21 protein-coding genes are annotated in these 20,380 nt (G+C 62.7%); 9 read left to right on the forward strand and 12 right to left on the reverse strand.

Annotation, left to right across the window (positions count from 1 at the left end; all coding sequences use genetic code 11):
- Positions 1-40: 40 nt before the first annotated feature.
- Together J7392_RS17790 and J7392_RS17795 are read left to right on the forward strand one after the other, a co-directional pair.
- Positions 41-424 (forward strand): NADH:ubiquinone oxidoreductase subunit NDUFA12, encoded by a 384-nt coding sequence (locus tag J7392_RS17790; RefSeq protein WP_067267544.1) that lies wholly within the window; start codon positions 41-43, stop codon positions 422-424.
- Positions 425-479: 55 nt separating this feature from the next.
- Positions 480-842, forward strand: coding sequence for a DUF2155 domain-containing protein (locus J7392_RS17795; protein WP_247744633.1), 363 nt, complete (start codon positions 480-482; stop codon positions 840-842).
- Here J7392_RS17795 and aat read toward each other — a convergent pair.
- From aat to J7392_RS17835, 8 genes are all read right to left on the reverse strand, one after another.
- A complete protein-coding gene (aat, locus tag J7392_RS17800; protein WP_209218743.1) occupies positions 806-1,441 on the reverse strand; it encodes a leucyl/phenylalanyl-tRNA--protein transferase in 636 nt (211 codons plus the stop codon). The two genes, J7392_RS17795 and aat, sit on opposite strands and share 37 nt — an antisense overlap.
- Positions 1,442-1,447: 6 nt before the next feature.
- Positions 1,448-2,800, reverse strand: coding sequence for an acetyl-CoA carboxylase biotin carboxylase subunit (gene accC, locus J7392_RS17805; RefSeq protein WP_209218744.1), 1,353 nt, complete (start codon positions 2,798-2,800; stop codon positions 1,448-1,450).
- 9 nt (positions 2,801-2,809) lie between these two features.
- Positions 2,810-3,313, reverse strand: coding sequence for an acetyl-CoA carboxylase biotin carboxyl carrier protein (gene accB, locus J7392_RS17810; protein ID WP_209218745.1), 504 nt, complete (start codon positions 3,311-3,313; stop codon positions 2,810-2,812).
- Positions 3,314-3,510: 197 nt separating this feature from the next.
- On the reverse strand, positions 3,511-4,263 hold the full coding sequence (locus tag J7392_RS17815; protein ID WP_209218746.1) for an ABC transporter ATP-binding protein: 753 nt from the start codon (positions 4,261-4,263) through the stop codon (positions 3,511-3,513).
- 33 nt (positions 4,264-4,296) lie between these two features.
- A complete protein-coding gene (locus J7392_RS17820; RefSeq protein WP_067261818.1) occupies positions 4,297-5,061 on the reverse strand; it encodes an ABC transporter ATP-binding protein in 765 nt (254 codons plus the stop codon).
- Positions 5,062-5,071: 10 nt separating this feature from the next.
- Positions 5,072-6,277 (reverse strand): branched-chain amino acid ABC transporter permease, encoded by a 1,206-nt coding sequence (locus J7392_RS17825; protein ID WP_209218747.1) that lies wholly within the window; start codon positions 6,275-6,277, stop codon positions 5,072-5,074.
- 3 nt (positions 6,278-6,280) lie between these two features.
- Positions 6,281-7,309, reverse strand: a complete 1,029-nt coding sequence (locus tag J7392_RS17830; protein WP_209218748.1) for a branched-chain amino acid ABC transporter permease — start codon at positions 7,307-7,309, stop codon at positions 6,281-6,283.
- A gap of 104 nt (positions 7,310-7,413) precedes the next feature.
- Entirely contained in the window at positions 7,414-8,760 is a 1,347-nt protein-coding gene (locus J7392_RS17835) for a substrate-binding protein (RefSeq protein ID WP_209218749.1), read from the reverse strand.
- Between the two features lie 234 nt (positions 8,761-8,994).
- Here J7392_RS17835 and J7392_RS17840 point away from each other — a divergent pair, with 234 nt between their 5' ends.
- The 4 genes from J7392_RS17840 (at position 8,995) to J7392_RS17855 (ending at position 13,769) form a co-directional block, all read left to right on the forward strand.
- Positions 8,995-10,287 carry a helix-turn-helix transcriptional regulator gene (locus J7392_RS17840; RefSeq protein WP_209218750.1) on the forward strand — a complete coding sequence of 431 codons (1,293 nt, stop codon included), beginning with the start codon at positions 8,995-8,997 and terminating at the stop codon, positions 10,285-10,287.
- A 117-nt stretch (positions 10,288-10,404) separates the two neighbouring features.
- Positions 10,405-10,773 carry a response regulator gene (locus J7392_RS17845; protein ID WP_067261826.1) on the forward strand — a complete coding sequence of 123 codons (369 nt, stop codon included), beginning with the start codon at positions 10,405-10,407 and terminating at the stop codon, positions 10,771-10,773.
- Positions 10,774-10,779: 6 nt separating this feature from the next.
- Positions 10,780-11,070 carry a hypothetical protein gene (locus J7392_RS17850; protein ID WP_209218751.1) on the forward strand — a complete coding sequence of 97 codons (291 nt, stop codon included), beginning with the start codon at positions 10,780-10,782 and terminating at the stop codon, positions 11,068-11,070.
- Positions 11,070-13,769, forward strand: a complete 2,700-nt coding sequence (locus tag J7392_RS17855; protein WP_209218752.1) for an ATP-binding protein — start codon at positions 11,070-11,072, stop codon at positions 13,767-13,769. Before J7392_RS17850 ends, J7392_RS17855 begins: the two co-directional genes overlap by 1 nt.
- A gap of 32 nt (positions 13,770-13,801) precedes the next feature.
- Here J7392_RS17855 and J7392_RS17860 read toward each other — a convergent pair whose 3' ends face one another.
- Both J7392_RS17860 and J7392_RS17865 read right to left on the reverse strand, forming a co-directional pair.
- The gene (locus tag J7392_RS17860) at positions 13,802-14,224 is read right to left on the reverse strand and encodes a TIGR01244 family sulfur transferase (protein WP_209218753.1); all 423 of its coding nucleotides are present in this window, start codon (positions 14,222-14,224) and stop codon (positions 13,802-13,804) included.
- 67 nt (positions 14,225-14,291) lie between these two features.
- Positions 14,292-14,531, reverse strand: a complete 240-nt coding sequence (locus tag J7392_RS17865; protein ID WP_168612596.1) for a hypothetical protein — start codon at positions 14,529-14,531, stop codon at positions 14,292-14,294.
- 108 nt (positions 14,532-14,639) lie between these two features.
- On the opposite strand from J7392_RS17865, the gene J7392_RS17870 reads away from it, so the two are divergent.
- From J7392_RS17870 to tig, 3 genes are all read left to right on the forward strand, one after another.
- A complete protein-coding gene (locus J7392_RS17870; protein WP_067261835.1) occupies positions 14,640-14,924 on the forward strand; it encodes a DUF2312 domain-containing protein in 285 nt (94 codons plus the stop codon).
- A 127-nt stretch (positions 14,925-15,051) separates the two neighbouring features.
- Positions 15,052-15,969: a calcium/sodium antiporter gene (locus J7392_RS17875; RefSeq protein WP_209218754.1), complete on the forward strand. Its 918-nt coding sequence runs from the start codon at positions 15,052-15,054 to the stop codon at positions 15,967-15,969.
- Between the two features lie 154 nt (positions 15,970-16,123).
- A complete protein-coding gene (gene tig, locus J7392_RS17880; RefSeq protein ID WP_067261839.1) occupies positions 16,124-17,455 on the forward strand; it encodes a trigger factor in 1,332 nt (443 codons plus the stop codon).
- A 291-nt stretch (positions 17,456-17,746) separates the two neighbouring features.
- On the opposite strand, the gene J7392_RS17885 is transcribed toward tig, so the two are convergent.
- Together J7392_RS17885 and J7392_RS17890 are read right to left on the reverse strand one after the other, a co-directional pair.
- On the reverse strand, positions 17,747-19,705 hold the full coding sequence (locus J7392_RS17885; RefSeq protein WP_209218755.1) for a bifunctional 2',3'-cyclic-nucleotide 2'-phosphodiesterase/3'-nucleotidase: 1,959 nt from the start codon (positions 19,703-19,705) through the stop codon (positions 17,747-17,749).
- 72 nt (positions 19,706-19,777) lie between these two features.
- Positions 19,778-20,263 (reverse strand): lytic transglycosylase domain-containing protein, encoded by a 486-nt coding sequence (locus J7392_RS17890; RefSeq protein WP_209218756.1) that lies wholly within the window; start codon positions 20,261-20,263, stop codon positions 19,778-19,780.
- Positions 20,264-20,380: the final 117 nt, after the last annotated feature.

Below are 20,380 nucleotides of genomic sequence, written 5' to 3' on the forward strand. Positions count from 1 at the left end.
TCCATGGTGCATATAACGGGCAACAGGAACGGAGACCTCAATGGGCATTCTCAATTCACTTCTGCGCAGTGTTACGTGGTGGAACGGTCAGACGCTGAACACCCAGCTTTTCACTTGGCGCAAGGGCAGCAAGGTGGGCGAAGACGCGCAGGGCAACGTCTATTACCGCAACGCCGATGACAGCAAACGCTGGGTCATCTTCAACGGTGAGGCCGAGGCGAGCCGCGTGAGCCCCGATTGGCATGGCTGGCTGCACCGCACATGGGATGAGCCGCCGACCGACAAGCCGCTGGCGCATAAGCCGTGGGAAAAGGCCCATGTGGAGAATCGCACCGGCACCGCCATGGCCTATGCGCCCGCCGGGTCGCTGCGCCGCGCCGAACCTGTCGAACGTAAGGATTACGAGGCCTGGCAGCCTGAATGATCGGTTGGCCCCGCCTTTCGCGCGGCCCCAAAGCTCACGCAATCCGGGTGGACCCATGAAAAAGCTTCTCTTGGCCGCGCTTGTGCTGGCCGCGCCGCTTCACGCTCAAGAGGGGGGGCAGGTCGCCAGTGCCACGGGCGGCGTGTTGCGTGCCTTGGACAAGATTTCGGGCGATACGACCGATCTGGAGATCGCCAAGGGTGACCGCCTGACCTTGGGCAATTTGCAGATCACCATGGTCGATTGCCGCTATCCCGCGGGGGATCCGGCGGCCAATGCCTATGCCGCGCTTGAGATCACCGAAAAGGGCAGCGACAGCGCCTTGTTTTCCGGTTGGATGATCGCCTCGGCCCCGGCGCTGCACGCGCTGGAGCATTTTCGCTATGATATCTGGGTCATGCGCTGCAGCACGTCCTGAAGGCTGTCCAACTTAGGCGCGCTGAACCGCGCATTACCGCGTTTCGCCACATCGAGCTGCGCGTGATATTCTGCCCGCGAAATCTCCACCGCCCCGAGAGAGGCGAGGTGATCGGTTAAAAACTGCGTGTCGAACAGGGTGAACCCCGCGCGGCGCAGCCGATCCACCAGCGCCGCCAGCGCTATTTTTGACGCATTGGTCCGGCGCGAAAACATGCTCTCGCCAAAGAACGCGCGCCCCAGCGTCACGCCATAGACGCCGCCAACCAGCGTATCCCCGTCCCAAACTTCAAGCGAATGGGCATAGCCCGCGCGGTGCAACGCAGTGTAGAGCGCGGTGATCTCGGCATTGATCCATGTGTCTTCGCGGTCGGCGCAACCGGCCACGACAGCTTGGAAATCACGGTTGATCGTGTGGTGGAATGTGCTGCGCCGAATGGCGCGGGCCAGAGAGCGCGAGATGTGGAAACCGTTGAGCGGCATCACCCCACGGCGCCGCGGATCGACCCAGAAGATTTCCGGGTCGTCGCGGTGTTCCGCCATGGGGAAAATCCCGATGGAATAGCCGTGGAGCAGGATCTCGGGCGTCAGATCCGACATGTCATGTCAGCCGTCGCCGAGGTTGGTTTCCAGCCAATGCTCAAGCCAGTGGATGTTGTAGCCACCCGATTGGATGTCTTCTTCGGCCAGCAGGGCGTGGAACAGCGGCACGGTGGTATCGACACCGTCCACGATCAACTCACCCAGAGCGCGCCCCAGTCGGGCCAGCGCCTCGGGACGGTCTCGGCCGTGCACGATGAGCTTGCCGATCAGGCTGTCGTAGAAGGGCGGGATCGAATAGCCGTCATACAACGCCGAATCCATCCGCACGCCAAGCCCGCCGGGGGCGTGATACTGCGTGATCTTGCCCGGGCAGGGCGCGAAGTTTGGCAGTTTCTCGGCGTTGATGCGCACCTCGATGGCATGGCCGTTGATCTGCAAATCGTCCTGCGTGAAGGACATCGGCAGGCCCTCGGCCACGCGAATCTGTTCGCGCACCAGATCGACGCCAAAGATCGCCTCGGTCACCGGGTGTTCCACCTGCAGACGGGTGTTCATCTCGATGAAGTAGAACTCGCCGTTCTCGTAGAGGAACTCGATCGTGCCGGCACCGATGTAGTTGATGTTGGCCACGGCGTCGGCGCAGGTCTTGCCGATGCGGGCGCGCTCTTCGGCGGTGATCGAAGGGCCGGGGGCCTCCTCAAAGACCTTCTGGTGGCGACGCTGCAGCGAACAGTCCCGCTCGCCCAGATGCACGGCATTGCCCTTGCCGTCGCCAAAGACCTGAATTTCGATGTGGCGCGGCGTGGTGAGGTATTTCTCGATGTAGACTTCGTCGTTGCCGAAGTTCGACTTGCCCTCGGCCCGCGCGGTCTGGAAGGCTTTTTCCATGTCCTTGGCGGTCTGTGCCACTTTCATGCCCTTGCCGCCGCCACCGGCGGTCGCCTTGATGATGACCGGATAGCCGATTTCCTCACCGATGCGCTTGGCTTCTTCCAGCGAGGTGACCCCGCCTTCGGAGCCGGGCACGCAGGGCACGCCGAGCTTTTTCATCGTGTCCTTGGCGGTGATCTTGTCGCCCATGACGCGGATATGCTCGGCGGTGGGGCCGATGAAGGTGAGCCCGTGATCCTCGATCACCTGCACGAAATTCGCGTTTTCCGACAGAAAGCCGTAACCGGGGTGGATCGCCTCGGCGCCGGTGATCTCGCAGGCGGCGATGATCGCTGGGATCGAGAGGTAGGATTGGGTCGAGGAGGGCGGGCCGATGCAGACGGATTCGTCGGCCATACGCACGTGCATCGCGTCACTGTCGGCGGTGGAATGCACCGCGACGGTCTGGATGCCCATCTCGCGGGCCGCGCGGATGACGCGCAGCGCGATCTCTCCCCGGTTGGCGACTAGGATTTTGCTGAACATGTCCGGCCCTTATTCCAGGATGACCAGCGGCGCGCCGAATTCCACGGCATCGCCGTCGCCGACGAGGATGCGCTTGACGGTGCCGGCGCGGGGGGCGGGGATGTGGTTCATGGTCTTCATCGCCTCGACGATCAGAAGCGTGTCACCTTCGGAGACGGAGGCCCCGACGGAGATGAACGCCGGCGCGCCCGGCTCGGCTTGCAGATAGACGGTGCCGACCATGGGCGAGGTCACGGCGCCGGGGTGATCTGCAGGATCGGCGTCTGCGGCAGGGGCAGAAGCTGCGGGGGCCGCCGCAGGGGCCGATGCGGCGGCAGGCGCCGGGGCGGCTTGGTACTGCTGCTGGGGGGCGGCCATGACCTGCTGCGGGGGCTTGCGGCTGACGCGCACGTTCAGGCTGTCATCCTCGGCATAGTCGCGTTTCACCTGAAGCTCGGTCAGATCGTTTTCGTTCAGCAGCTCGGCGAGGGCCTTGATGAAGGCCACGTCAGCGTCATGGGTTTTGTTTGTCATTGGATCCTCGAAGATTTCGGCAGGCCTGCGGCCCGTCGCTGCGCGATTGATTGGCACGCTTATAGGGCATGGGCAAAGCCATGAAAAGCCAACTGTTGTCTAGGGGGTAGGATCGGTTTTTTGTCGCGCAAAGCGGTCCGGGGCGTGAGAATGAGGCTGGGCCTCAGCCGCGCGCGCCGGACTTGAGTGACCTTAGGTCAGATCGCGAGGTATTCTGCGCGCAGTTCCGCATTGTCCAGCACCTCGGCGGCGGTGCCGTCAAAGACCACGCCGCCGGTGTCTAGGATCACCGCCCGGTCGGCCAGTTTCAGCGCCCGCACCGCGTTTTGTTCGACCAGAATCGTGGTGATGCCCTGCGCCTTGATCAGCCCCAGTGTCTTTTCGATCTCATCCACGATCACCGGCGCGAGCCCTTCGTAGGGTTCATCGAGCAGCAACACCTTGATGTCACGGGCCAAGGCGCGGGCGATGGCGAGCATCTGTTGCTCCCCGCCCGAAAGGGTCACCCCCTCTTGGTTCCGCCGCTCACGCAGGCGCGGGAAGAGGTCATAGAGCCGGTCGAGCGACCAGCCGATGGGCGGGGCGATCTGGGCGAGCTTGAGGTTCTCTTCGACCGTGAGGCCGGAAATGATGCGCCGGTCTTCGGGCACCAGCGCCAGTCCCGCGGCAGAGGCTTGGTGGCTGGCCATATTGTGCAGCGGCTGATGGTCGAGCCAAACCTCGCCGCGTTTCAGCTCCGGGTCACTCACCCGCGCGATGGCCCGCAGGGTCGAGGTTTTGCCCGCCCCGTTGCGGCCCAGCAGGGCGAGAATCTCCCCTTCATGGACGTTAAAGCTCACCCCCTGCACGATGTAGCTTTCGCCGTAATAGGCGTGAATGTCCCAGACCGAGAGGAAAGCGGGGGCGGTTTGGGCGTGGTTGGCGTTTTTGTCGAGCGTGCTGGTGGTCATATGCGGTCCTAGATCTGCGGCAAAGGGAGGGGGTCAGGCGGCGTCTTGGCTTTCGCCGAGGTAGGCTTCGCGGACCTTGGGGTGGCCCTTGATCCGGTCGGGCGTGTCTTCGACCAGCGGCGTGCCTTGGGCCAGCACGGTGATCCGCTCGGCCAGTGAAAAGACGACATGCATGTCGTGTTCGATGATGGCGATGGTGATGTCGCGCTCGTCCTTGATCTGTTTGAGCAGGTCGATGGTGTTATTGGTGTCGGCCCGCGCCATCCCGGCGGTCGGTTCGTCCAAGAGCAGCAGACGGGGGTCTTGGGCGAGGCACATGGCGATCTCCAACCGCCGTTTGTCCCCGCGCGACATGGAGGCTGCGGGCATGTGCCGTTTGTCAATCATACGCATGTCGCGCAGCATTTCCTCGGCCTTGTCGATCATGTCGCGCTGGCCCACGACCCGTGACCAGCCGTTCAGTTGAAATGCCCCGTCGCGTTTGGCAAGGCAGGGGATCAGCATATTCTCCATCACCGTCAGATCACCAAAGATCTCGGGCGTTTGGAACACGCGGGAAATGCCCATCTGGTTGATCTCATAGGGTTTGCGCCCAAGCACCGACTGCCCGTCGAACATGACAGAGCCGGTGTCGGGGATGAGCTTGCCCACCAGACAGTTCAGCAACGTGGATTTGCCCGCCCCATTGGGGCCGATGATCGCGTGGACGGAGTTCTCCGCCACGCTGAGGTTCACATCGCTCAGCGCCTGCAACCCGCCAAAGCGCTTGCCGACATTTTTGACTTCGAGAATGGCCATGATGTCTCTCCTATTCCGCGGCTTCGCTGCGCTGTTGGGCGGCATCGGCCTCGACCGAGCCCGCGTTCTTGTCCCGGCGGCGGAAGACCCGGCCCAGACGTTGCCCGCCCTCGACCAGCCCACCGGGCAGGAAGATCACGACCAGCATGAACAGCAAGCCCAGCGTGAGGTGCCAGCCCTTGCCGACGAAGGGGTGGATGATCGCGACCATCGCGTCTTCGATCCCGTCGGGCATGAAGGCGAACCAGCCGTGCAGCACGTTGTCGTTGATCTTGGCGAAGATGTTCTCAAAGTACTTGATGAACCCTGCGCCCAGCACCGGGCCGATGAGCGTGCCCGCGCCGCCGAGAATGGTCATCAGCACCACTTCGCCGGAGGCCGTCCATTGCATCCGCTCGGCCCCCGCCAGCGGGTCCATCGCCGCCAGCAGACCGCCCGCAAGCCCGGCATACATACCCGAGATGACAAAGGCCGCCAGCGTGTAGGGCCGCGTGTTCAGCCCGGTGTAATTCATCCGCTGCTGGTTCGATTTCACCGCCCGCAGCATCATGCCGAAGGGCGAGCGGAAGATGCGGATCGCCAGATAGAAGGCGAGGATCAGGAAGACCGCGCAGAAATAGTAGCCGACCGAGAAAGTGAAGGTCCAACCGCCGAAGAACAGCGTCGTCGAGGAGTTCATCGCGGCACCGAAGAGATTCGGGAACGAAGGCGCGTCGACGGATTGGAGATATTGCGGATCGGAGGTGTAGATCTGCAACCCCGTCTCACCATTGGTGATCGGCGTCAGCACCGAATAGGCGAGGTTGAAGGACATCTGCGCGAAGGCCAGCGTCAGGATCGAGAAGTAGATGCCCGAGCGCCGCAGGCTGATGTAGCCGATGAGTGCCGAGAACAGCCCCGCCATGATGACGGCCAGCACCAGCGCGGGCACGACGTTGTAGCTGAGCAGTTTGAACATCCAGACAGCAGAGTAGGAACCGACCCCCAGAAAGGCCGCATGACCAAAGGAAAGATAGCCGGTCAACCCGAAGAGGATGTTGAACCCGATGGCAAAGATGCCAAAGATCACAAAGCGTTGCATCAGGTCGGGGTAGCCCGCGTTGAACTGTGCAAGGCCCGAATCCGCCGGAAAGGGGTTAAGGATGAAGGGGGCGAAGAGCGTGAGAACGATCACGACCCCCAAAAGAAGCGTATCGCGTTTTTCCAGTCCGAACATGTCTTATTCCTCCATCACGCCGCGGCGTCCCATCAGACCGCGCGGGCGGACCAGCAGGATCACGATGGCAACGACGTAGATGATGATCTGGTCGATACCGTAGATGATGCTTTTGATTTCATTCATGGACGCGAGGCTTTCGAGGATGCCCAAAAGGAACCCCGCCAGCACCGCGCCCGGCAGCGAGCCCATGCCGCCGACCACAACGACGACGAAGCTCAGCACCAGAAAGTCCATGCCCATGTGATAATTGGGCGAGTTTATCGGCGCGTACATCACGCCTGCCAGCCCCGCCACGGCGGCGGCGATGCCGAACATGATGGTAAAGCGGCGGTCGATGTCGATGCCCAGAAGGCCCACGGTCTCACGATCCGCCATGCCGGCGCGGACAACCATGCCGAAGGTGGTGAATTGCAAGAAAGCAAAGACGGCGGCGATGATGAGGGTCGAAAAGCCAAAGTAGACCAAGCGCCAATAGGGGTAGGCCAAAGACGTGTCCAAACCCAAGAGCGGCGCGAAATCGAAGCTGCCGACAAAGGCCTCGGGCGCAGGTGTGGGGATTGGGTTGGCGCCGTAGAAATATTTGACGACTTCCTGCAAAACGATGGCGAGGCCGAAGGTCACGAGGATCTGATCCGCATGGGGGCGCTTGTAGAAATGTTTGATCAGCCCGCGTTCCATGATGAAGCCAATGAGCAGCATCACCGGAATCGCAAAGAGGATCGCCAGCGGCACCGACCAATCAATGATCGCCTGTCCCATCTCGGGGCCGAACCAACTCTCGACATAGGGGGTTTTGACCTTCAGCGGATTGCCCAGAAAATCCTTCTGGGTCTCGTCGATGGTCTCAAAACTCAGCGTCAGCAGCCGCTGCAATGTGACCGAGCAGAAGGCCCCGATCATGAACAGCGCCCCATGGGCAAAGTTGACCACGCCAAGCGTGCCGAAGATCAATGTAAGCCCAAGCGCGATCAGCGCATAGGCCGAGCCCTTGTCGAGCCCGTTAAGTATTTGCAGAAGAACAGCGTCCATGGACCCAACCTGTAAGGGATGCGTTCACATGAGGGCGCGCCCCATGTGGTGAGAAAAGGGGGCGCGCGGCGCAAGGCCGATGCGCCCCCCAAAGGTTCAGTGGATCAGGCGCCCGGGTTGCACTTGCCCAATTCGCCACCGGCGAACATGGGGTGATCCGGGGCGTATTCGACCTGCGCACGCGGGGTGACCTCAACGATCTCCAGCGTGTCGTATTCGTTGGTTGGGTTTTCCTTGCCCTTCATGACCAGCACGTCTTTGAAACACTGGTGGTCATCGCCGCGATACAGCACCGGACCATTGCCCAGACCGTCGAACTCGAAATCCTCAAGCGCTTCGACCACACCGCAGGGGTTGAAGGTGCCCGCACGTTCGACCGCATCCGCATAGAGCAGCGTCTGCACATAGCAGGTGTGCGCGGAGTTGGAGGGCGGACGGCCATATTTCTCACCAAAGGATTTCACGAAGGCTTTGGAGCCTTCATCCTGCAACTGCCAGTTCCAGTTCATCGAACCGATAACGCCCTGCACGTTGGACCCGGCACCGGCGGCCATAAGCTCGGAGTAAAGCGGCACGACGATTTCGAATTTCTTGCCGTTTACTTCTTTGTCGAGCAGGCCGAACTGCACTGCGTTGGTCAGTGAGTTCACCATGTTGCCGCCGTAGTGGTTCAGGACCAGCACATCGGCACCGGAGTTCAGAACCGGCGCGATGTAGGAGCTAAAGTCGGTCGAGGCGAGCGGCGTCAGCACGTTGTTGACGGTTTCCCAGCCCATCGCTTCGGTCGCGGCGGCAATGGATTCCTGCTGGGTCCAGCCCCATGTGTAATCCGCCGTCAGGTGATAGGCGCGGCGGTCTTCGCCGTAGGCATTTTTCAGCACCGGCGCGAGGGCGGCGGCGGACATGTAACCGTTAAAGAAGTGACGGAAACCGTTGGCCTTTTTGTCTTTGCCAGTGGTGTCGTTTGAATGTGTCAGACCGGCCATAAAGATCACGCCCGCTTCCTGACACAGGCCCTGAACCGCCACAGCCACGCCCGAGGACGAGCCGCCGTTGATCATCACGGCGCCGTCTTTTTCGATCATCGCCTTGGCGGATGCGCGGGCGGCGTCGGATTTGGTCTGGGTGTCGCCGGTGACATATTCGACCTTCTTGCCCAGAATGCCGTTCCCTTTCAGCGCCTTAGAGCTGAATGTGTTCATCATGCCGCCGTCGCCCCCGCCATTGAGGTGTTCGACCGCAAGCTCCTGCGCGCGCAGCTCATCCAGACCTTCTTCGGCATAGGGGCCGGTTTGCGGCACGTTGAAGCCAAGCGTCACGGTGCTGCCCGTGGGGGCATTGGTGAAGCCCGCGTGATTTTCCGCGCGCAGATAGGTCGGCAGCGCCAACCCTGCACCGGCAACCGCGCCGGTCTGGATCAGCCCGCGGCGTGTCAGTTTCGTAAACGACATGAAGTCCTCCCATTTTTGTAAGTCGTGGCAGCGGAACCTCCCCCCGACGCCACAACACGCAATAGTGCAAAGAAACTATGGCGTGGAAAATGAAAACCGATCAATAAGGCGCTTGATCGAAACGATTTTTTTGTAAATATATTCGCAATCCTGCCGGAGAGGTTGTAAAGAATATGATATTGCGGCGCAGAAAGACCTTGAAACAACGGGCGAAAAATCCCGCGGGGCCGTCCCATGCGTGAGGGGCTGACCGGCAGCCGTATCCGTGAGCGGCGCGTGATGGCAGGGCTGAAACAGGCCGAGCTTGCGCAACAAAGCGGCATCTCGGCCAGCTATCTCAACCTTATCGAGCACAATCGGCGCAGAATCGGCGGCAAGCTCTTGCTCAACATCGCCCATGCGCTTGGGGTCGAGCCGCAGGCGTTGACGGAAGGGGCCGAAGCCGCGCTGATCGCCACCCTGCGCGAGGCGGCAGAGGATGCGGGGCTGACCGGGCCCGAAAGCGACCGGGCGGATGAATTCGCAGGGCGGTTTCCGGGCTGGGCCAAGGTACTGGCCAACAGCCAGCGCCGCATCGCGGCATTGGAGCAGACGGTCGAGGCGCTCTCGGACCGTTTGGCCCATGACCCACAGCTTGCCACCTCCATGCATGAGTTGCTCAGCACCGCCGCGGCGATCCGGTCCACCGCCGCGATTCTGGCCGAAACGGACAGTTTGCAAGCGGAATGGCGCGATCGGTTTCACGCCAATATCCACCAAGACAGCCGCCGCCTATCTGACAGTGCGCAGGCGCTGGTGACCTATTTCGACAATGCCGCCGAGACCCGCGAGGTGGCCCATTCGCCCCAGGCCGAGGTTGAGAGTTTCCTCGCCGCGCATGACTACCGTTTCGACCCTTTGGAAGAGGAGCGCGCCCCGCAGGCGGCGATTGCGGCGCTGGTCGAACAGGCCGAAACGCTTAAAACCAAGGCCGCGCAGCATATCGCGACGGGGGTGTTGCAACAGATCGCCCGCGATGCGGCGGCGCTGCCTTTGGCGCGGCTGGAGCGGGCGGCGGGGGAGATGGGTCACGATCCTGCCGAACTGGCGCAGGCACTCGACCAGCCGATGGGCCGGGTGCTGCGGCGCTTGGCGTCACTGCCCGACCTCGGCGCGGGGCTGGTGGTCTGTGACCGTTCTGGCAGCGTGACATTCGCCAAGTCGGTTGAGGGGTTCACCGTGCCGCGCTTTGGCGCCTGTTGCCCGCTTTGGCCGCTCTTTGCGGTGCAGGGGCAGCCGGGGCTGGTGATGAAATCCCGCGTCATGCAGATGGGGCGCGGGCAGGCGGAGTTCGAGGCGATTGCCACCTGCGAGGTGCAGGCCGCCGCTGCCTATAACACGCCGCCGCTCAGCCAATCCGTCATGCTGCTCTTGCCGGTGCCCTCGGGGGCGGCACCTGCGCAGCCGGTGGGGGCGACCTGTCGCATTTGCCCGGTCGAAGGATGCCGCGCGCGGCGCGAGCCTTCGATCCTGCGCGAGGGGATCTGAGGCCGCGCGGCAGGCAGTTTTTGACAGGGCCGGCAAACCGATGCATGCTCCCCCCGGTGCGCGAGACCCCGCAGCAAGACGGGGCCGCCGCACACCGAGGGGGGAGACTTTTTGCCGATGAGCAAACTCGTAGTTCTGGTGGAGGACGAGGTGAATATCGCCGAGGCCATCCGCTTTTTGCTGAGCCAAGAGGGTTGGCGTGTGGAGACCTTGGCCAATGGGTCAGGCGCGGTGGAGGTGATCCGCAAGGCATCGCCGGATCTGGTCATGCTCGACGTGATGCTGCCGGGCAAGAGCGGTTTCGAGATACTGGACGAGCTGCGCGGTGACCCCGAAACCGGCGCGTTGCCGGTGCTGATGCTGACCGCGCGGGGCCAAAGCCGGGACCGCGCCATGGCCGAAAAGGCGGGTGTCAGCCGCTTCATGACCAAGCCGTTCTCAAATGCCGAGATGTTGGACGCGGTGCGCGACCTGATCGCCAGTTGACCCGCCATGCCCCGTAGGCCGATCTTTCTGGAAAAACGCGGCTACCGTCAGCGGCGGATGATGGATGCGGTGCGCCTGTTGCCGTTTCTGGGGCTGATGCTGTGGATGGTGCCGCTGCTTTGGCCCGTGCCAGCGGGCAGTACGGACCCCACCGCGCCGACCATCCCGATGAGCGTGGCGCTGCGCTATCTTTTCGGGGTTTGGGCGTTGCTGATCTTGGGGACATGGGCGCTCTGGCGGCGGACGCGGGATGTGGCCTCGGGTGAGGATGCAACACAGCCGGACGGGCCGCGCTGATGGTATCACTCAACCAGCTGGTCGCGGTCTGCCTGATGTATGTGGCGGGGCTTTTCATCGTGGCCTTCGCCGCCGAACGCGCGGCCCTGCGCGGGCAGGGCGGCTGGCTGCTGCGCTCGCCGCTGGTCTATACCCTGTCGCTGTCGATCTACTGCACCGCTTGGACCTTTTACGGCGCGGTGGGATATGCGGCGCGCTCGGGGCTGGAATATGTGACCATCTACCTCGGCCCTTCGCTGGTGATGATCGGCTGGTGGTGGGGGCTGCGGCGTTTGGTGCGGATCGGGCGAAGCCATCGCGTCACCTCGATCGCGGACCTGATTTCATCGCGCTACGGCAAGTCCAACACGCTGGCGATCGTCGTGACAGTCATGGCCGTGATCGGTGTGACGCCCTATATCGCGCTGCAATTGCAATCGGTTATCCTGTCGCTGTCGATCTTCGCCGCCGCCGACGTGCCGCTGGCCGAGGCGGGGGGTGATGTGATCAACCGGGGGCAAGCGGCGCTTTGGGTCGCGGCGGGACTCACGCTCTTTACCGTGCTTTTCGGCACCCGGAACCTGAACGTAAACGAACGGCATCACGGCGTGGTCATCGCCATCGCGGTGGAGGCGGTGGTCAAGCTCTTGGCGCTGGTGGCAGTGGGGGTCTACGTCATCTGGGGTTTGGCCGGGGGCTTGAGCGAGACCTTGGCGCGGATCGACGCCTCAGACATCGGCCAATGGGAGGTGCAGGGCAGCCGTTGGGCCGCCTTGACCGTGCTTTCGGGGGCCGCGCTTTTGTGCCTGCCGCGCATGTTTCAGGTCATGGTGGTCGAGAACGACGACGAGCGGCAGTTGCAGATCGCAAGCTGGGCCTTCCCGCTGTACCTGATGCTGATGAGCCTTTTCGTCGTGCCCATCGCGGTGGTGGGGCTAGACCTGATGCCCGAAGGCGCGAACCCCGATCTTTTCGTGCTGAGCCTGCCGCTCAGCCAAGGTCAGAACGGGCTGGCGATGCTGTCTTTCTTGGGCGGTTTCTCATCGGCGACTTCGATGGTGATCGTCGCCACGCTGGCGCTCTCGACCATGGTGAGCAACCATATCGTCATGCCGATCTGGCTGGCGCTGCGCCGCGATGGGGCGACGCAGTCGGGGGATGTGCGCAATATCGTCATCCTTGCGCGGCGGCTGTCAATTTTCTGCGTGGTGGGCTTGGGTTATCTCTATTACCGCGCCTCGGGCGGCAGCGGGGCGCTGGCGGCGATTGGCACGATTTCCTTCGGCGGGGTGGCGCAGTTTCTGCCTGCGATGCTGGGCGGGGTGCTCTGGCGCGGGGCCACGCGGACCGGTGCGCTTTGCGGGCTGGGCACGGGCTTTGTGCTTTGGGTCTTTACCATGCTGCTGCCCAGCTTTGGCGCGGATGTGGCCCTGTCGAGCGCGACCTTGGAGCAGGGGCTTTGGGGGCTCGCATGGCTGCGCCCCGAGGCGCTTTTCGGCATCGCGGGGATCGACCCGACGGTGCATGCGGTGGTCTGGAGCCTTGCGCTTAACACGCTGGTTTTCGTGGTGGTCTCTCTCTTTAGCTTCCCCACGCCGTTGGAGCGGCTTCAGGGCGCGCAATTCGTCAATGTCTTTGACCATTCCGGCCCGGCGCGCGGGTGGACGGCCTCGGTCGCGGGCAGCGAAGACCTGATGATCATGGCGCAGCGGATCTTAGGCGCGACGGAGGCGCAGGCGTTTTTCACACGCGAGGCCGAGCGGCAAGGGCAGGGGCAACGTCTGCCTGAGCCCACACCACGATTCGTGCAGGCGCTGGAGCGGGAGTTGGCGGCCTCAGTCGGGGCGGCCACGGCCCATGCGATGGTGGCGCAGATCGTCGGCGGGGCCTCGGTCTCGGTCCAGGACCTGCTGGCTGTGGCCGACGAATCCGCGCAGATGCTGGAGTATTCCAGCCAGTTGGAGGCCAAATCGCAGGAGCTGACCGAGACTGCGGCGCAACTTCGCGCGGCGAATGAAAAGCTGACGCAGTTGTCGCTGCAAAAGGACAGTTTCCTCAGTCAGATCAGCCATGAATTGCGCACGCCGATGACCTCGATCCGCTCGTTTTCCGAGATCCTGCGCGATGCGCCCGGTCTCACGGACGCCGACAAGAACCGCTATGCCACGATTATCCATAGCGAGACGATCCGCCTGACGCGGCTGCTCGACGATCTGTTGGATCTGTCGGTTCTGGAAAACGGGCAGGTGACGCTGAACCAGCGCGAGGGCAACCTACGCGATCTGCTGGATCTGGCGGTGACCACGGCGCAGGCGGGGGCCACGCGGCCGCTAAAGGTGCTGCGCGATCCGCAGGCCGAGGATATTGCGCTGACCAGCGATCTCGACCGGCTGGTGCAGGTCTTTATCAACCTCGTCACCAACGCCCGCAAATATTGCGCTGCGGATGACCCGCAACTGGTGATCACGCCGCGGGTGACGACGCAGGGCTTGGTGATCGATTTCGTCGACAACGGCCACGGGATCGACGCAGGATCAGAGGCGCTGATTTTCGAGAAATTTTCGCGCATCACCGGAGAAGGCGATGGCGCGGGGCTTGGCCTTGCCATCTGCCGTGAGATCATGTGCCGCTTGGGCGGAGAGATCAGCTTTCTGCGGGATGTGCCCGGCACGGCCTTCCGTGTGCAACTGCCCGCCCGTGCCTTGACCGCAGCGGCGTAGAATACCGGCCCCCAAGGGGACCGGAAGAGACCTCAGGTATAGCTTTGCCCCAGCATGGGGCGCATGTTTTCAAGGTCATACCCGCCTTGACGTGCCGCTTCGATGATCGCGTCGCTGTCCATCTCACCGGCTTGGCCCAAGGCCCAAGCGATGGTGGAGCGGGTGCCGGAGGCGCAATAGGCCAGCACGGTGTCATCGGTCTCCACGCCAAGGGCGCGGTTGTTGGCGATGACATCTGGGGTCATGGTCTGGTGGGTCAGCGGCTGTTCGGCAAAGGCAATCCCGGCGGCCTCGGCCGCGTTGCGCATGGCGGCGGCCTGATGGCTGGGCGGCACTTCCGCGTCGGGGCGGTTGCAAAGGATGCGGGTGATGCCTTGGGCGCGCAGGCTTTCCATGTCACCGGGCTCGATCTGCGGGGCGACGAAATAGCGGGGGGTGATTTGGCGAATATCCATGGGCCGATTTAAGCAGATGCAGCGGCCCTGTCCAGCACCGCCGGGGCGGGCCGGTCAAACGCGCCGATCAGCCCAGCGAAATCCCGAGGATCACCAGCATCAGGCCGATGACGGAGAGAAACAGCGCACCCATATTCAGCGGCACGACTTTGCGCAGCACCACGCGCATCTCCTCATCGTCGAGCTGCGCGCGTTTTGCACGGCTCACCTTGATGATGCACCAGCCCAGACCGAGCAATCCCAAAAGGGACAGACCCGCGCCGCCCCAGACCATGAGATCGAAAATAGATGTGTTTGCGCTTTCCATGGCGGCAGAGCTACGCCAAACCGTCAAGGGGGGCAAGTCCCGCTTGCGGGCTGGGCGTGCAGCCTGTAGTCAAACCCGCCAGAGCCAGCCATTCCGTGAGGACTTCCCATGAGCGATACCAGCACCAATCCCGATGTCGTCGAATCCCAAGGTGATGCGACCTACCGGGTCACCGCCAATGAGCTGCGCCAGTTCGTCGAGCGGATCGAGCGTTTGGACGCCGAGAAAAAAGACCTTGCCGAACAGCAAAAAGAGGTGATGGCCGAAGCGAAATCGCGCGGCTACGACACCAAGGTGCTGCGCAAGGTGATCGCCCTGCGCAAGCGGGACAAGGACGACATCGCCGAAGAAGAAGCGGTGATGGAAATGTACAAAGAAGCCTTGGGCATGTGAGCGCCCTGCCGCGGCGGACCTGAATTTTCCGCGCGGCCTTGAATGCCTCCGACCCATCCCCATTTGCATCGGGCGTCTGCGCGGTCTCCGCGGCGCCCGATGGTCTGAGGCCGGTGAGATTTTTCCCGTGAACATTCTGTTTGTCCTTGGTGGTCTGCTGGGGCTCGTGCTCGGTGGTGAGTATCTGGTGCGCGGCGCCGTGGCGCTGGCGCAGAGGATAGGCTTGTCGCCCTTGGTGATCGGGCTGACGGTGGTGGGCTTTGGCACCTCGGCCCCGGAACTGGTGACCTCGGTTCAGGCGGCTTTGCTGGGCGCGCCGGGCATCGCGCTTGGCAATGTCGTGGGATCGAACATCGCGAATATCCTGCTGATTCTCGGGCTCGCCGCGGTGATCGCCCCGGTGGCCATCTCCGGGCGTAGTTTCGCGCGGGACGGGACGGTCATGCTGGCGGCGAGCCTGCTTTGCCTCGGCACTGTGCTGCTGGGGCAGGTGGATCGGCTTGCCGGGGCCGTCGCCCTCGTGGGGCTGGCTGCCTATCTGATTTACACCTTTCGCAGCGATCGAAGCGGGGCAGAGGCGATGGCGCCGCTGCCGGATCAAGCGCCGTTTTGGCTGGCGCTCGTCTGGCTGCTGGGTGGGCTTTTGCTGACCATTCTTTCGGCGCGGTTTCTGGTCACCGGCGCCGTGGCGCTTGCGCAGGCCGTGGGGCTGTCCGAGGCGGTGATCGGCCTGACCATCGTGGCCGTGGGCACCTCCATGCCGGAATTGGTCACATCGGTCATCGCCGCAAGGCGCGGGCAGAGCGATGTGGCATTGGGCAACGTGGTCGGCTCCAACATCTTCAACATCCTCGGCGTTCTGGGCATCACCGCGCTGATCCAGCCGGTGGGGGTGGCTGCGCAGATCGCCACGCTCGACATCTGGGTGATGCTGGGGGCCACGGTGGCGCTGATCGCCTGCGCCTTTGGCGGGCGCGTGACACGCGGGCAGGGGGCGCTCTTTGCGCTGGCCTATGTGGCCTATGTCGCCGTGCTTTTGGTCTAGCCCGACACTGGGCTGCCCGGCGGGGGTGGGGGCGATTTCTGCGGATGTGGCGCGATGGGCCGCGGACCCCCTTGCGCAGGCGGTTCAACACCCATAGAAGGACACAAATTTTCGCCCGCGCCCCCGCCGCGCGGCCTTACCCTATGGAGCACACATGCAGGTCAACGAGACGCTGAACGAAGGTCTGAAACGCGGTTACAACATCACCGTCACCGCCGATGAGCTTGAAGCCAAGGTCAACGAGAAGCTGGCCGAAGCGCAGCCCGAAGTCGAGATGAAGGGCTTCCGCAAGGGCAAGGTGCCGATGGCGCTGCTGAAAAAGCAGTTCGGCCAGCGGATCATGGGCGAAGCGATGCAGGAAAGCATCGACGGCGCCATGAACGAGCACTTCGAAAAGACCGGCGACCGCCCCGCGATGCAGCCCGAGGTCAAGATGACCAATGAGGACTGGAAAGAAGGCGACGACGTCGAAGTCTCCATGTCCTACGAAAAACTGCCTGAGATTCCCGAAGTTGATCTGAGCAAGATCGAACTGGAAAAGATGGTGGTCAAAGCTGACGATGCGGCTGTCGAAGAAGCGCTGGCAAGCCTTGCCGAAACCGCGCAGGACTTCAAAGCCCGCGAAGAGGGTGCCAAGGCCGAAGATGGCGATCAGGTTGTGATCGACTTCAAAGGCTCCGTCGACGGCGAAGAATTCGAAGGCGGCGCGGCGGAAGATTACCCGCTGGTGCTGGGCTCCAACTCCTTCATTCCCGGCTTCGAAGAGCAGCTGGTTGGCGTGAAAGCGGGCGAAGAGAAATCCGTCGTCGTGAACTTCCCCGAAGAGTATCAGGCCGCGCATCTGGCCGGTAAGGAAGCGACCTTTGCTTGCACTGTGAAAGAAGTGAAAGAGCCCGTCGCCGCCGAGGTTAACGACGAGATGGCCAAGAAATTCGGTGCCGAGGATCTCGACGCGCTGAAAGGTCAGATCGCTGAGCGTCTGGAAGCGGAATATGCCGGTGCATCGCGCGCCGTGATGAAGCGTAACCTGCTGGACGCGCTCGACAAAGAGGTCAGCTTTGACCTGCCGCCGTCGCTGGTCGATGCCGAAGCCAAGCAGATCGCGCATCAGCTGTGGCACGAGGAAAACCCCGATGTGGAAGGCCACGATCACCCCGAGATCGAGCCGACAGACGAGCACAAGACATTGGCCGAACGCCGTGTCCGTCTGGGCCTGCTGCTGGCCGAGTTGGGCCAGAAAGCCGACGTTCAGGTGACCGACGCCGAGATGACCCAAGCGATCATGAACCAGGCGCGCCAGTACCCGGGTCAGGAGCGTCAGTTCTTTGAATTCGTGCAGCAGAACCAGCAGATGCAGCAGCAGATGCGCGCGCCGATCTTCGAGGACAAGGTCGTCGATCACGTGGTCGAGCAGGCCAAGGTGACCGAGAAAGAAATCTCGAAAGAAGAGCTTCAGAAAGCTGTTGAAGAGCTGGAAGACGAATAAGTATTACCGGATCGGATTTTGGAGCAGGGGCGACGGGAAACCGTCGCCCCTGTTCCGTTTGGGCTGGGTGAGAAGCGTGACCTTTGCCTGTCACTCTGGATGGGCGTGAAGGATTACCGAACCTACTGTCGACGTCCCGCCCGGGCGCACCCCGGGGGCGATTTGCAAGGTCTCGGAAATTCGCAGCGGTCTCATGCGATGGGGGCGACCGCAGGCCTCCATCGTTGCAGCGCCCCCAGGGAAGGCGCTGCTCTATATGGCGGTGTCAGATGCTGATACGCATCGGGGACGTCACAAAGTAATCCGGAACTGCGCGAAACCGTCTTCCGTGTCGCCTACCTGTTCCATCTCTACGCCTGTCACCTCATCGACGTAGTCCGCCGCCTTTGGCCCGGTTTCGAACATCACGCTCGTTTCCTCCAACGGCGCGAAGCGCCAGTTGCCATCAGCGCGGGGGCTGATGGTGCCTTTTTCGACGATATAGCGCACGATCACATCGCGGTTGGTGTCAGGCCCTTCAAAGACGATGGTATCGCCCATCGCGCCGGGGAAGGCACCGCCGCCGCTGGCACGGTAGTTGTTGGTGGCGATGATGAACTCGGCCTCGGGATCAAGGGGTTGCCCTTCGAACTCAAGGTTCACGATCCGGCTTGCCTCAGGGTTTGCCACGGTGCCCTTGGGACCGAATTTGGAAGGCTGGCTAAGGTCGATCTGATAGGTCACCCCGTCGATCACATCGAAATTGTAGCTGGGGAACTCGGGGTTCAGCAGCGGTTGATTGGCCATGCCGGGGGTGATCTGGTTGAACATCCCCGCTGACCGCTCAAGCCAATCCTTCACCTGCGCCCCGGTCACGCGCACCGCGCGGGCTGTGTTAGGGTAGAGGTAGAGGTCGGAGACATTCTTGATCGCTACATCGCCCTTCGGCACATCGGTGTAATACTCCGGCCCGCCACGGCCACCGGCCTTGAAGGGGGCGGCGGCGGAGAGGATCGGCAACCCCTCATGTTCGGTCCCTTTCAGCATCTGTTCGATATACCAGCGCTGCGCGTTCGAGACGACCTGCACCGAAGGGTCATCCGCCACCAGCGCGAAATAGCTGTGCAGATTGGCGTCGGTCTTGCCCACGGCACGGCGGACATAGGCCAGCGTCTCATCATGTTCCTGTTGGACGGAGGCAAGCACCTCGGCATCGCTTTCCACCAGCGGCATTACTGAGCGGTCTTCGTTGCGCTGCGAAATTGCGCGTGCCTCGGCGCTGTGGCTGGCAATGCGCCAGCCGCTGCCGTCACGCTCCAGCATCAGGTCGATCAGGCCGAGGTGGCTGCCCCAGAAGCCGCCCATGGTGGCGGGTTTGCCGTGGATTGTGCCCTCACTGACGTCCACGCCCGGATAGTCCGCATAGCTGCCCGAGGGGAAGACGAGGTGGCTGTGCCCGGTCATGATGGCGTCGATCCCCTCCACAGCAGCGAGGGGAACTGAGGCGTTCTCCATCATATCCTCTTCCTTGGCCGCACCGATGCCCGAGTGCGACAGCGCGATGATGATGTCGGCCCCTGCCTCTTTCATCTGGGGCACCCATGCGCGGGCGGACTCGAGGATATCGCGGGCCTGTACCTTGCCTTCGAGGTGGCGGCGGTCCCAGCTCATGATCTGGGGCGGGACAAAGCCGATGATGCCGATCTTGATCGGATGCGTTTCACCGGCACCATCGGTCAACATCCGGTCGAGCAGGACATAGGGTTTGACCAGCGTGTCATCGTCGCTCGGCTTGGCGCCGATCTTTTTGACGACATTTGCGCTAACCACCGGGAACTCGGCCCCGGCGAGGGATTTCATCAGGAAGTCGAGCCCGTAGTTGAACTCGTGGTTGCCCACGGTCGAGGCGTCATAGCCAAGCGTGTTCATCGCTTGGATCACCGGGTGCATGTCGCCCTCTTTCATGCCGCGCTCATAAGCGATGTAATCGCCCATCGGATTGCCTTGCAAAAAGTCGCCGTTATCGAGCATCAGGGTATTGGTCGCCTCGGCGCGGATCGATTTGACGATGCTGGCGGTACGGGCAAGGCCCACGGTGTCGACCTCTTTGTCGGCGTAATAGTCGTAAGGAAAGACATGCACATGCAGGTCCGTCGTCTCCATCAACCGCAGATGCGCCTGATTGGCCGCGGCGCGGAGAGAGAAGGGGTGGAGGGCCAGCAATCCGGCAGTGCCGGCGAGGAAGTGACGGCGGTTGAGGCGGAGGGTCATGCGGCGTTCCTTCTTGACGTGATTAACACCTACCTGAGGCGAAGCGAGAGGCCGCGCAAGCCCGAAAATTAATCACCCGTCCCGTAGGCCGGTTTCCACAAGCATGCCGCGACGCTTGGCCTCGTAATAGTAGCCGCGGGCGTACCATTTAATGGCGGTGCCATGGTCACCGTCCGACAGGAGCCAGGCGCCGCGCAGGTATTTCAGCGCGTATTTCAGGTTGGTATCGGCGTCCAAGAGATCGGAAGGTTTGCCCCGGAACCCCATCGACCGTGCGGTGGCGGGCAGGATTTGCAGCAGACCGTAATAGGGGCCGTTGCGGGCGCGCGGGTTATGGGTGCTTTCGCGGATGGCCAGACGGTGCACCAAGGGGCGCGGCAGGTCGTAGAAGTCGGCCCAGTGGTTGATCTTGCGCCGCAGTTCGGGCGTCTCATTCGGATGCAGGGGCAGGGCGGGGCGCTTCGGCGGCGTGGAGGAGACTTCGGGCGCAGCGCTGCACGCGGTGATCGTGCTGGCGGCGATGAGGGAAAGGAACATGCGGCGTGTTGTCTGAGGCATGATGCACCGGGGCTTGTTATCTCGCCCCGAGGATCGCCCCAAGGGGGGCCGTCGGGCAAGAGCGCGGGCGCAGGATACGCGGCCCCTTGCCCAAGCCTTGGACCCTCAGGCGCGGCT

The organism is Sulfitobacter sp. R18_1, assembly GCF_017743915.1.
GTDB classification, from domain to species: Bacteria; Pseudomonadota; Alphaproteobacteria; order Rhodobacterales; family Rhodobacteraceae; genus Sulfitobacter; species Sulfitobacter faviae.

Excerpts from the sequence above, each read along its gene's own strand:
- J7392_RS17790 (WP_067267544.1), top strand. The coding sequence starts at position 41 with ATGGGCATTCTCAATTCACTTCTGCGCAGTGTTACGTGGTGGAACGGT.
- J7392_RS17795 (WP_247744633.1), top strand. The coding sequence starts at position 480 with ATGAAAAAGCTTCTCTTGGCCGCGCTTGTGCTGGCCGCGCCGCTTCAC.
- aat (WP_209218743.1), bottom strand. The coding sequence starts at position 1,441 with ATGTCGGATCTGACGCCCGAGATCCTGCTCCACGGCTATTCCATCGGG.
- accC (WP_209218744.1), bottom strand. The coding sequence starts at position 2,800 with ATGTTCAGCAAAATCCTAGTCGCCAACCGGGGAGAGATCGCGCTGCGC.
- accB (WP_209218745.1), bottom strand. The coding sequence starts at position 3,313 with ATGACAAACAAAACCCATGACGCTGACGTGGCCTTCATCAAGGCCCTC.
- J7392_RS17815 (WP_209218746.1), bottom strand. The coding sequence starts at position 4,263 with ATGACCACCAGCACGCTCGACAAAAACGCCAACCACGCCCAAACCGCC.
- J7392_RS17820 (WP_067261818.1), bottom strand. The coding sequence starts at position 5,061 with ATGGCCATTCTCGAAGTCAAAAATGTCGGCAAGCGCTTTGGCGGGTTG.
- J7392_RS17825 (WP_209218747.1), bottom strand. The coding sequence starts at position 6,277 with ATGTTCGGACTGGAAAAACGCGATACGCTTCTTTTGGGGGTCGTGATC.
- J7392_RS17830 (WP_209218748.1), bottom strand. The coding sequence starts at position 7,309 with ATGGACGCTGTTCTTCTGCAAATACTTAACGGGCTCGACAAGGGCTCG.
- J7392_RS17835 (WP_209218749.1), bottom strand. The coding sequence starts at position 8,760 with ATGTCGTTTACGAAACTGACACGCCGCGGGCTGATCCAGACCGGCGCG.
- J7392_RS17840 (WP_209218750.1), top strand. The coding sequence starts at position 8,995 with ATGCGTGAGGGGCTGACCGGCAGCCGTATCCGTGAGCGGCGCGTGATG.
- J7392_RS17845 (WP_067261826.1), top strand. The coding sequence starts at position 10,405 with ATGAGCAAACTCGTAGTTCTGGTGGAGGACGAGGTGAATATCGCCGAG.
- J7392_RS17850 (WP_209218751.1), top strand. The coding sequence starts at position 10,780 with ATGCCCCGTAGGCCGATCTTTCTGGAAAAACGCGGCTACCGTCAGCGG.
- J7392_RS17855 (WP_209218752.1), top strand. The coding sequence starts at position 11,070 with ATGGTATCACTCAACCAGCTGGTCGCGGTCTGCCTGATGTATGTGGCG.
- J7392_RS17860 (WP_209218753.1), bottom strand. The coding sequence starts at position 14,224 with ATGGATATTCGCCAAATCACCCCCCGCTATTTCGTCGCCCCGCAGATC.
- J7392_RS17865 (WP_168612596.1), bottom strand. The coding sequence starts at position 14,531 with ATGGAAAGCGCAAACACATCTATTTTCGATCTCATGGTCTGGGGCGGC.
- J7392_RS17870 (WP_067261835.1), top strand. The coding sequence starts at position 14,640 with ATGAGCGATACCAGCACCAATCCCGATGTCGTCGAATCCCAAGGTGAT.
- tig (WP_067261839.1), top strand. The coding sequence starts at position 16,124 with ATGCAGGTCAACGAGACGCTGAACGAAGGTCTGAAACGCGGTTACAAC.
- J7392_RS17885 (WP_209218755.1), bottom strand. The coding sequence starts at position 19,705 with ATGACCCTCCGCCTCAACCGCCGTCACTTCCTCGCCGGCACTGCCGGA.
- J7392_RS17890 (WP_209218756.1), bottom strand. The coding sequence starts at position 20,263 with ATGCCTCAGACAACACGCCGCATGTTCCTTTCCCTCATCGCCGCCAGC.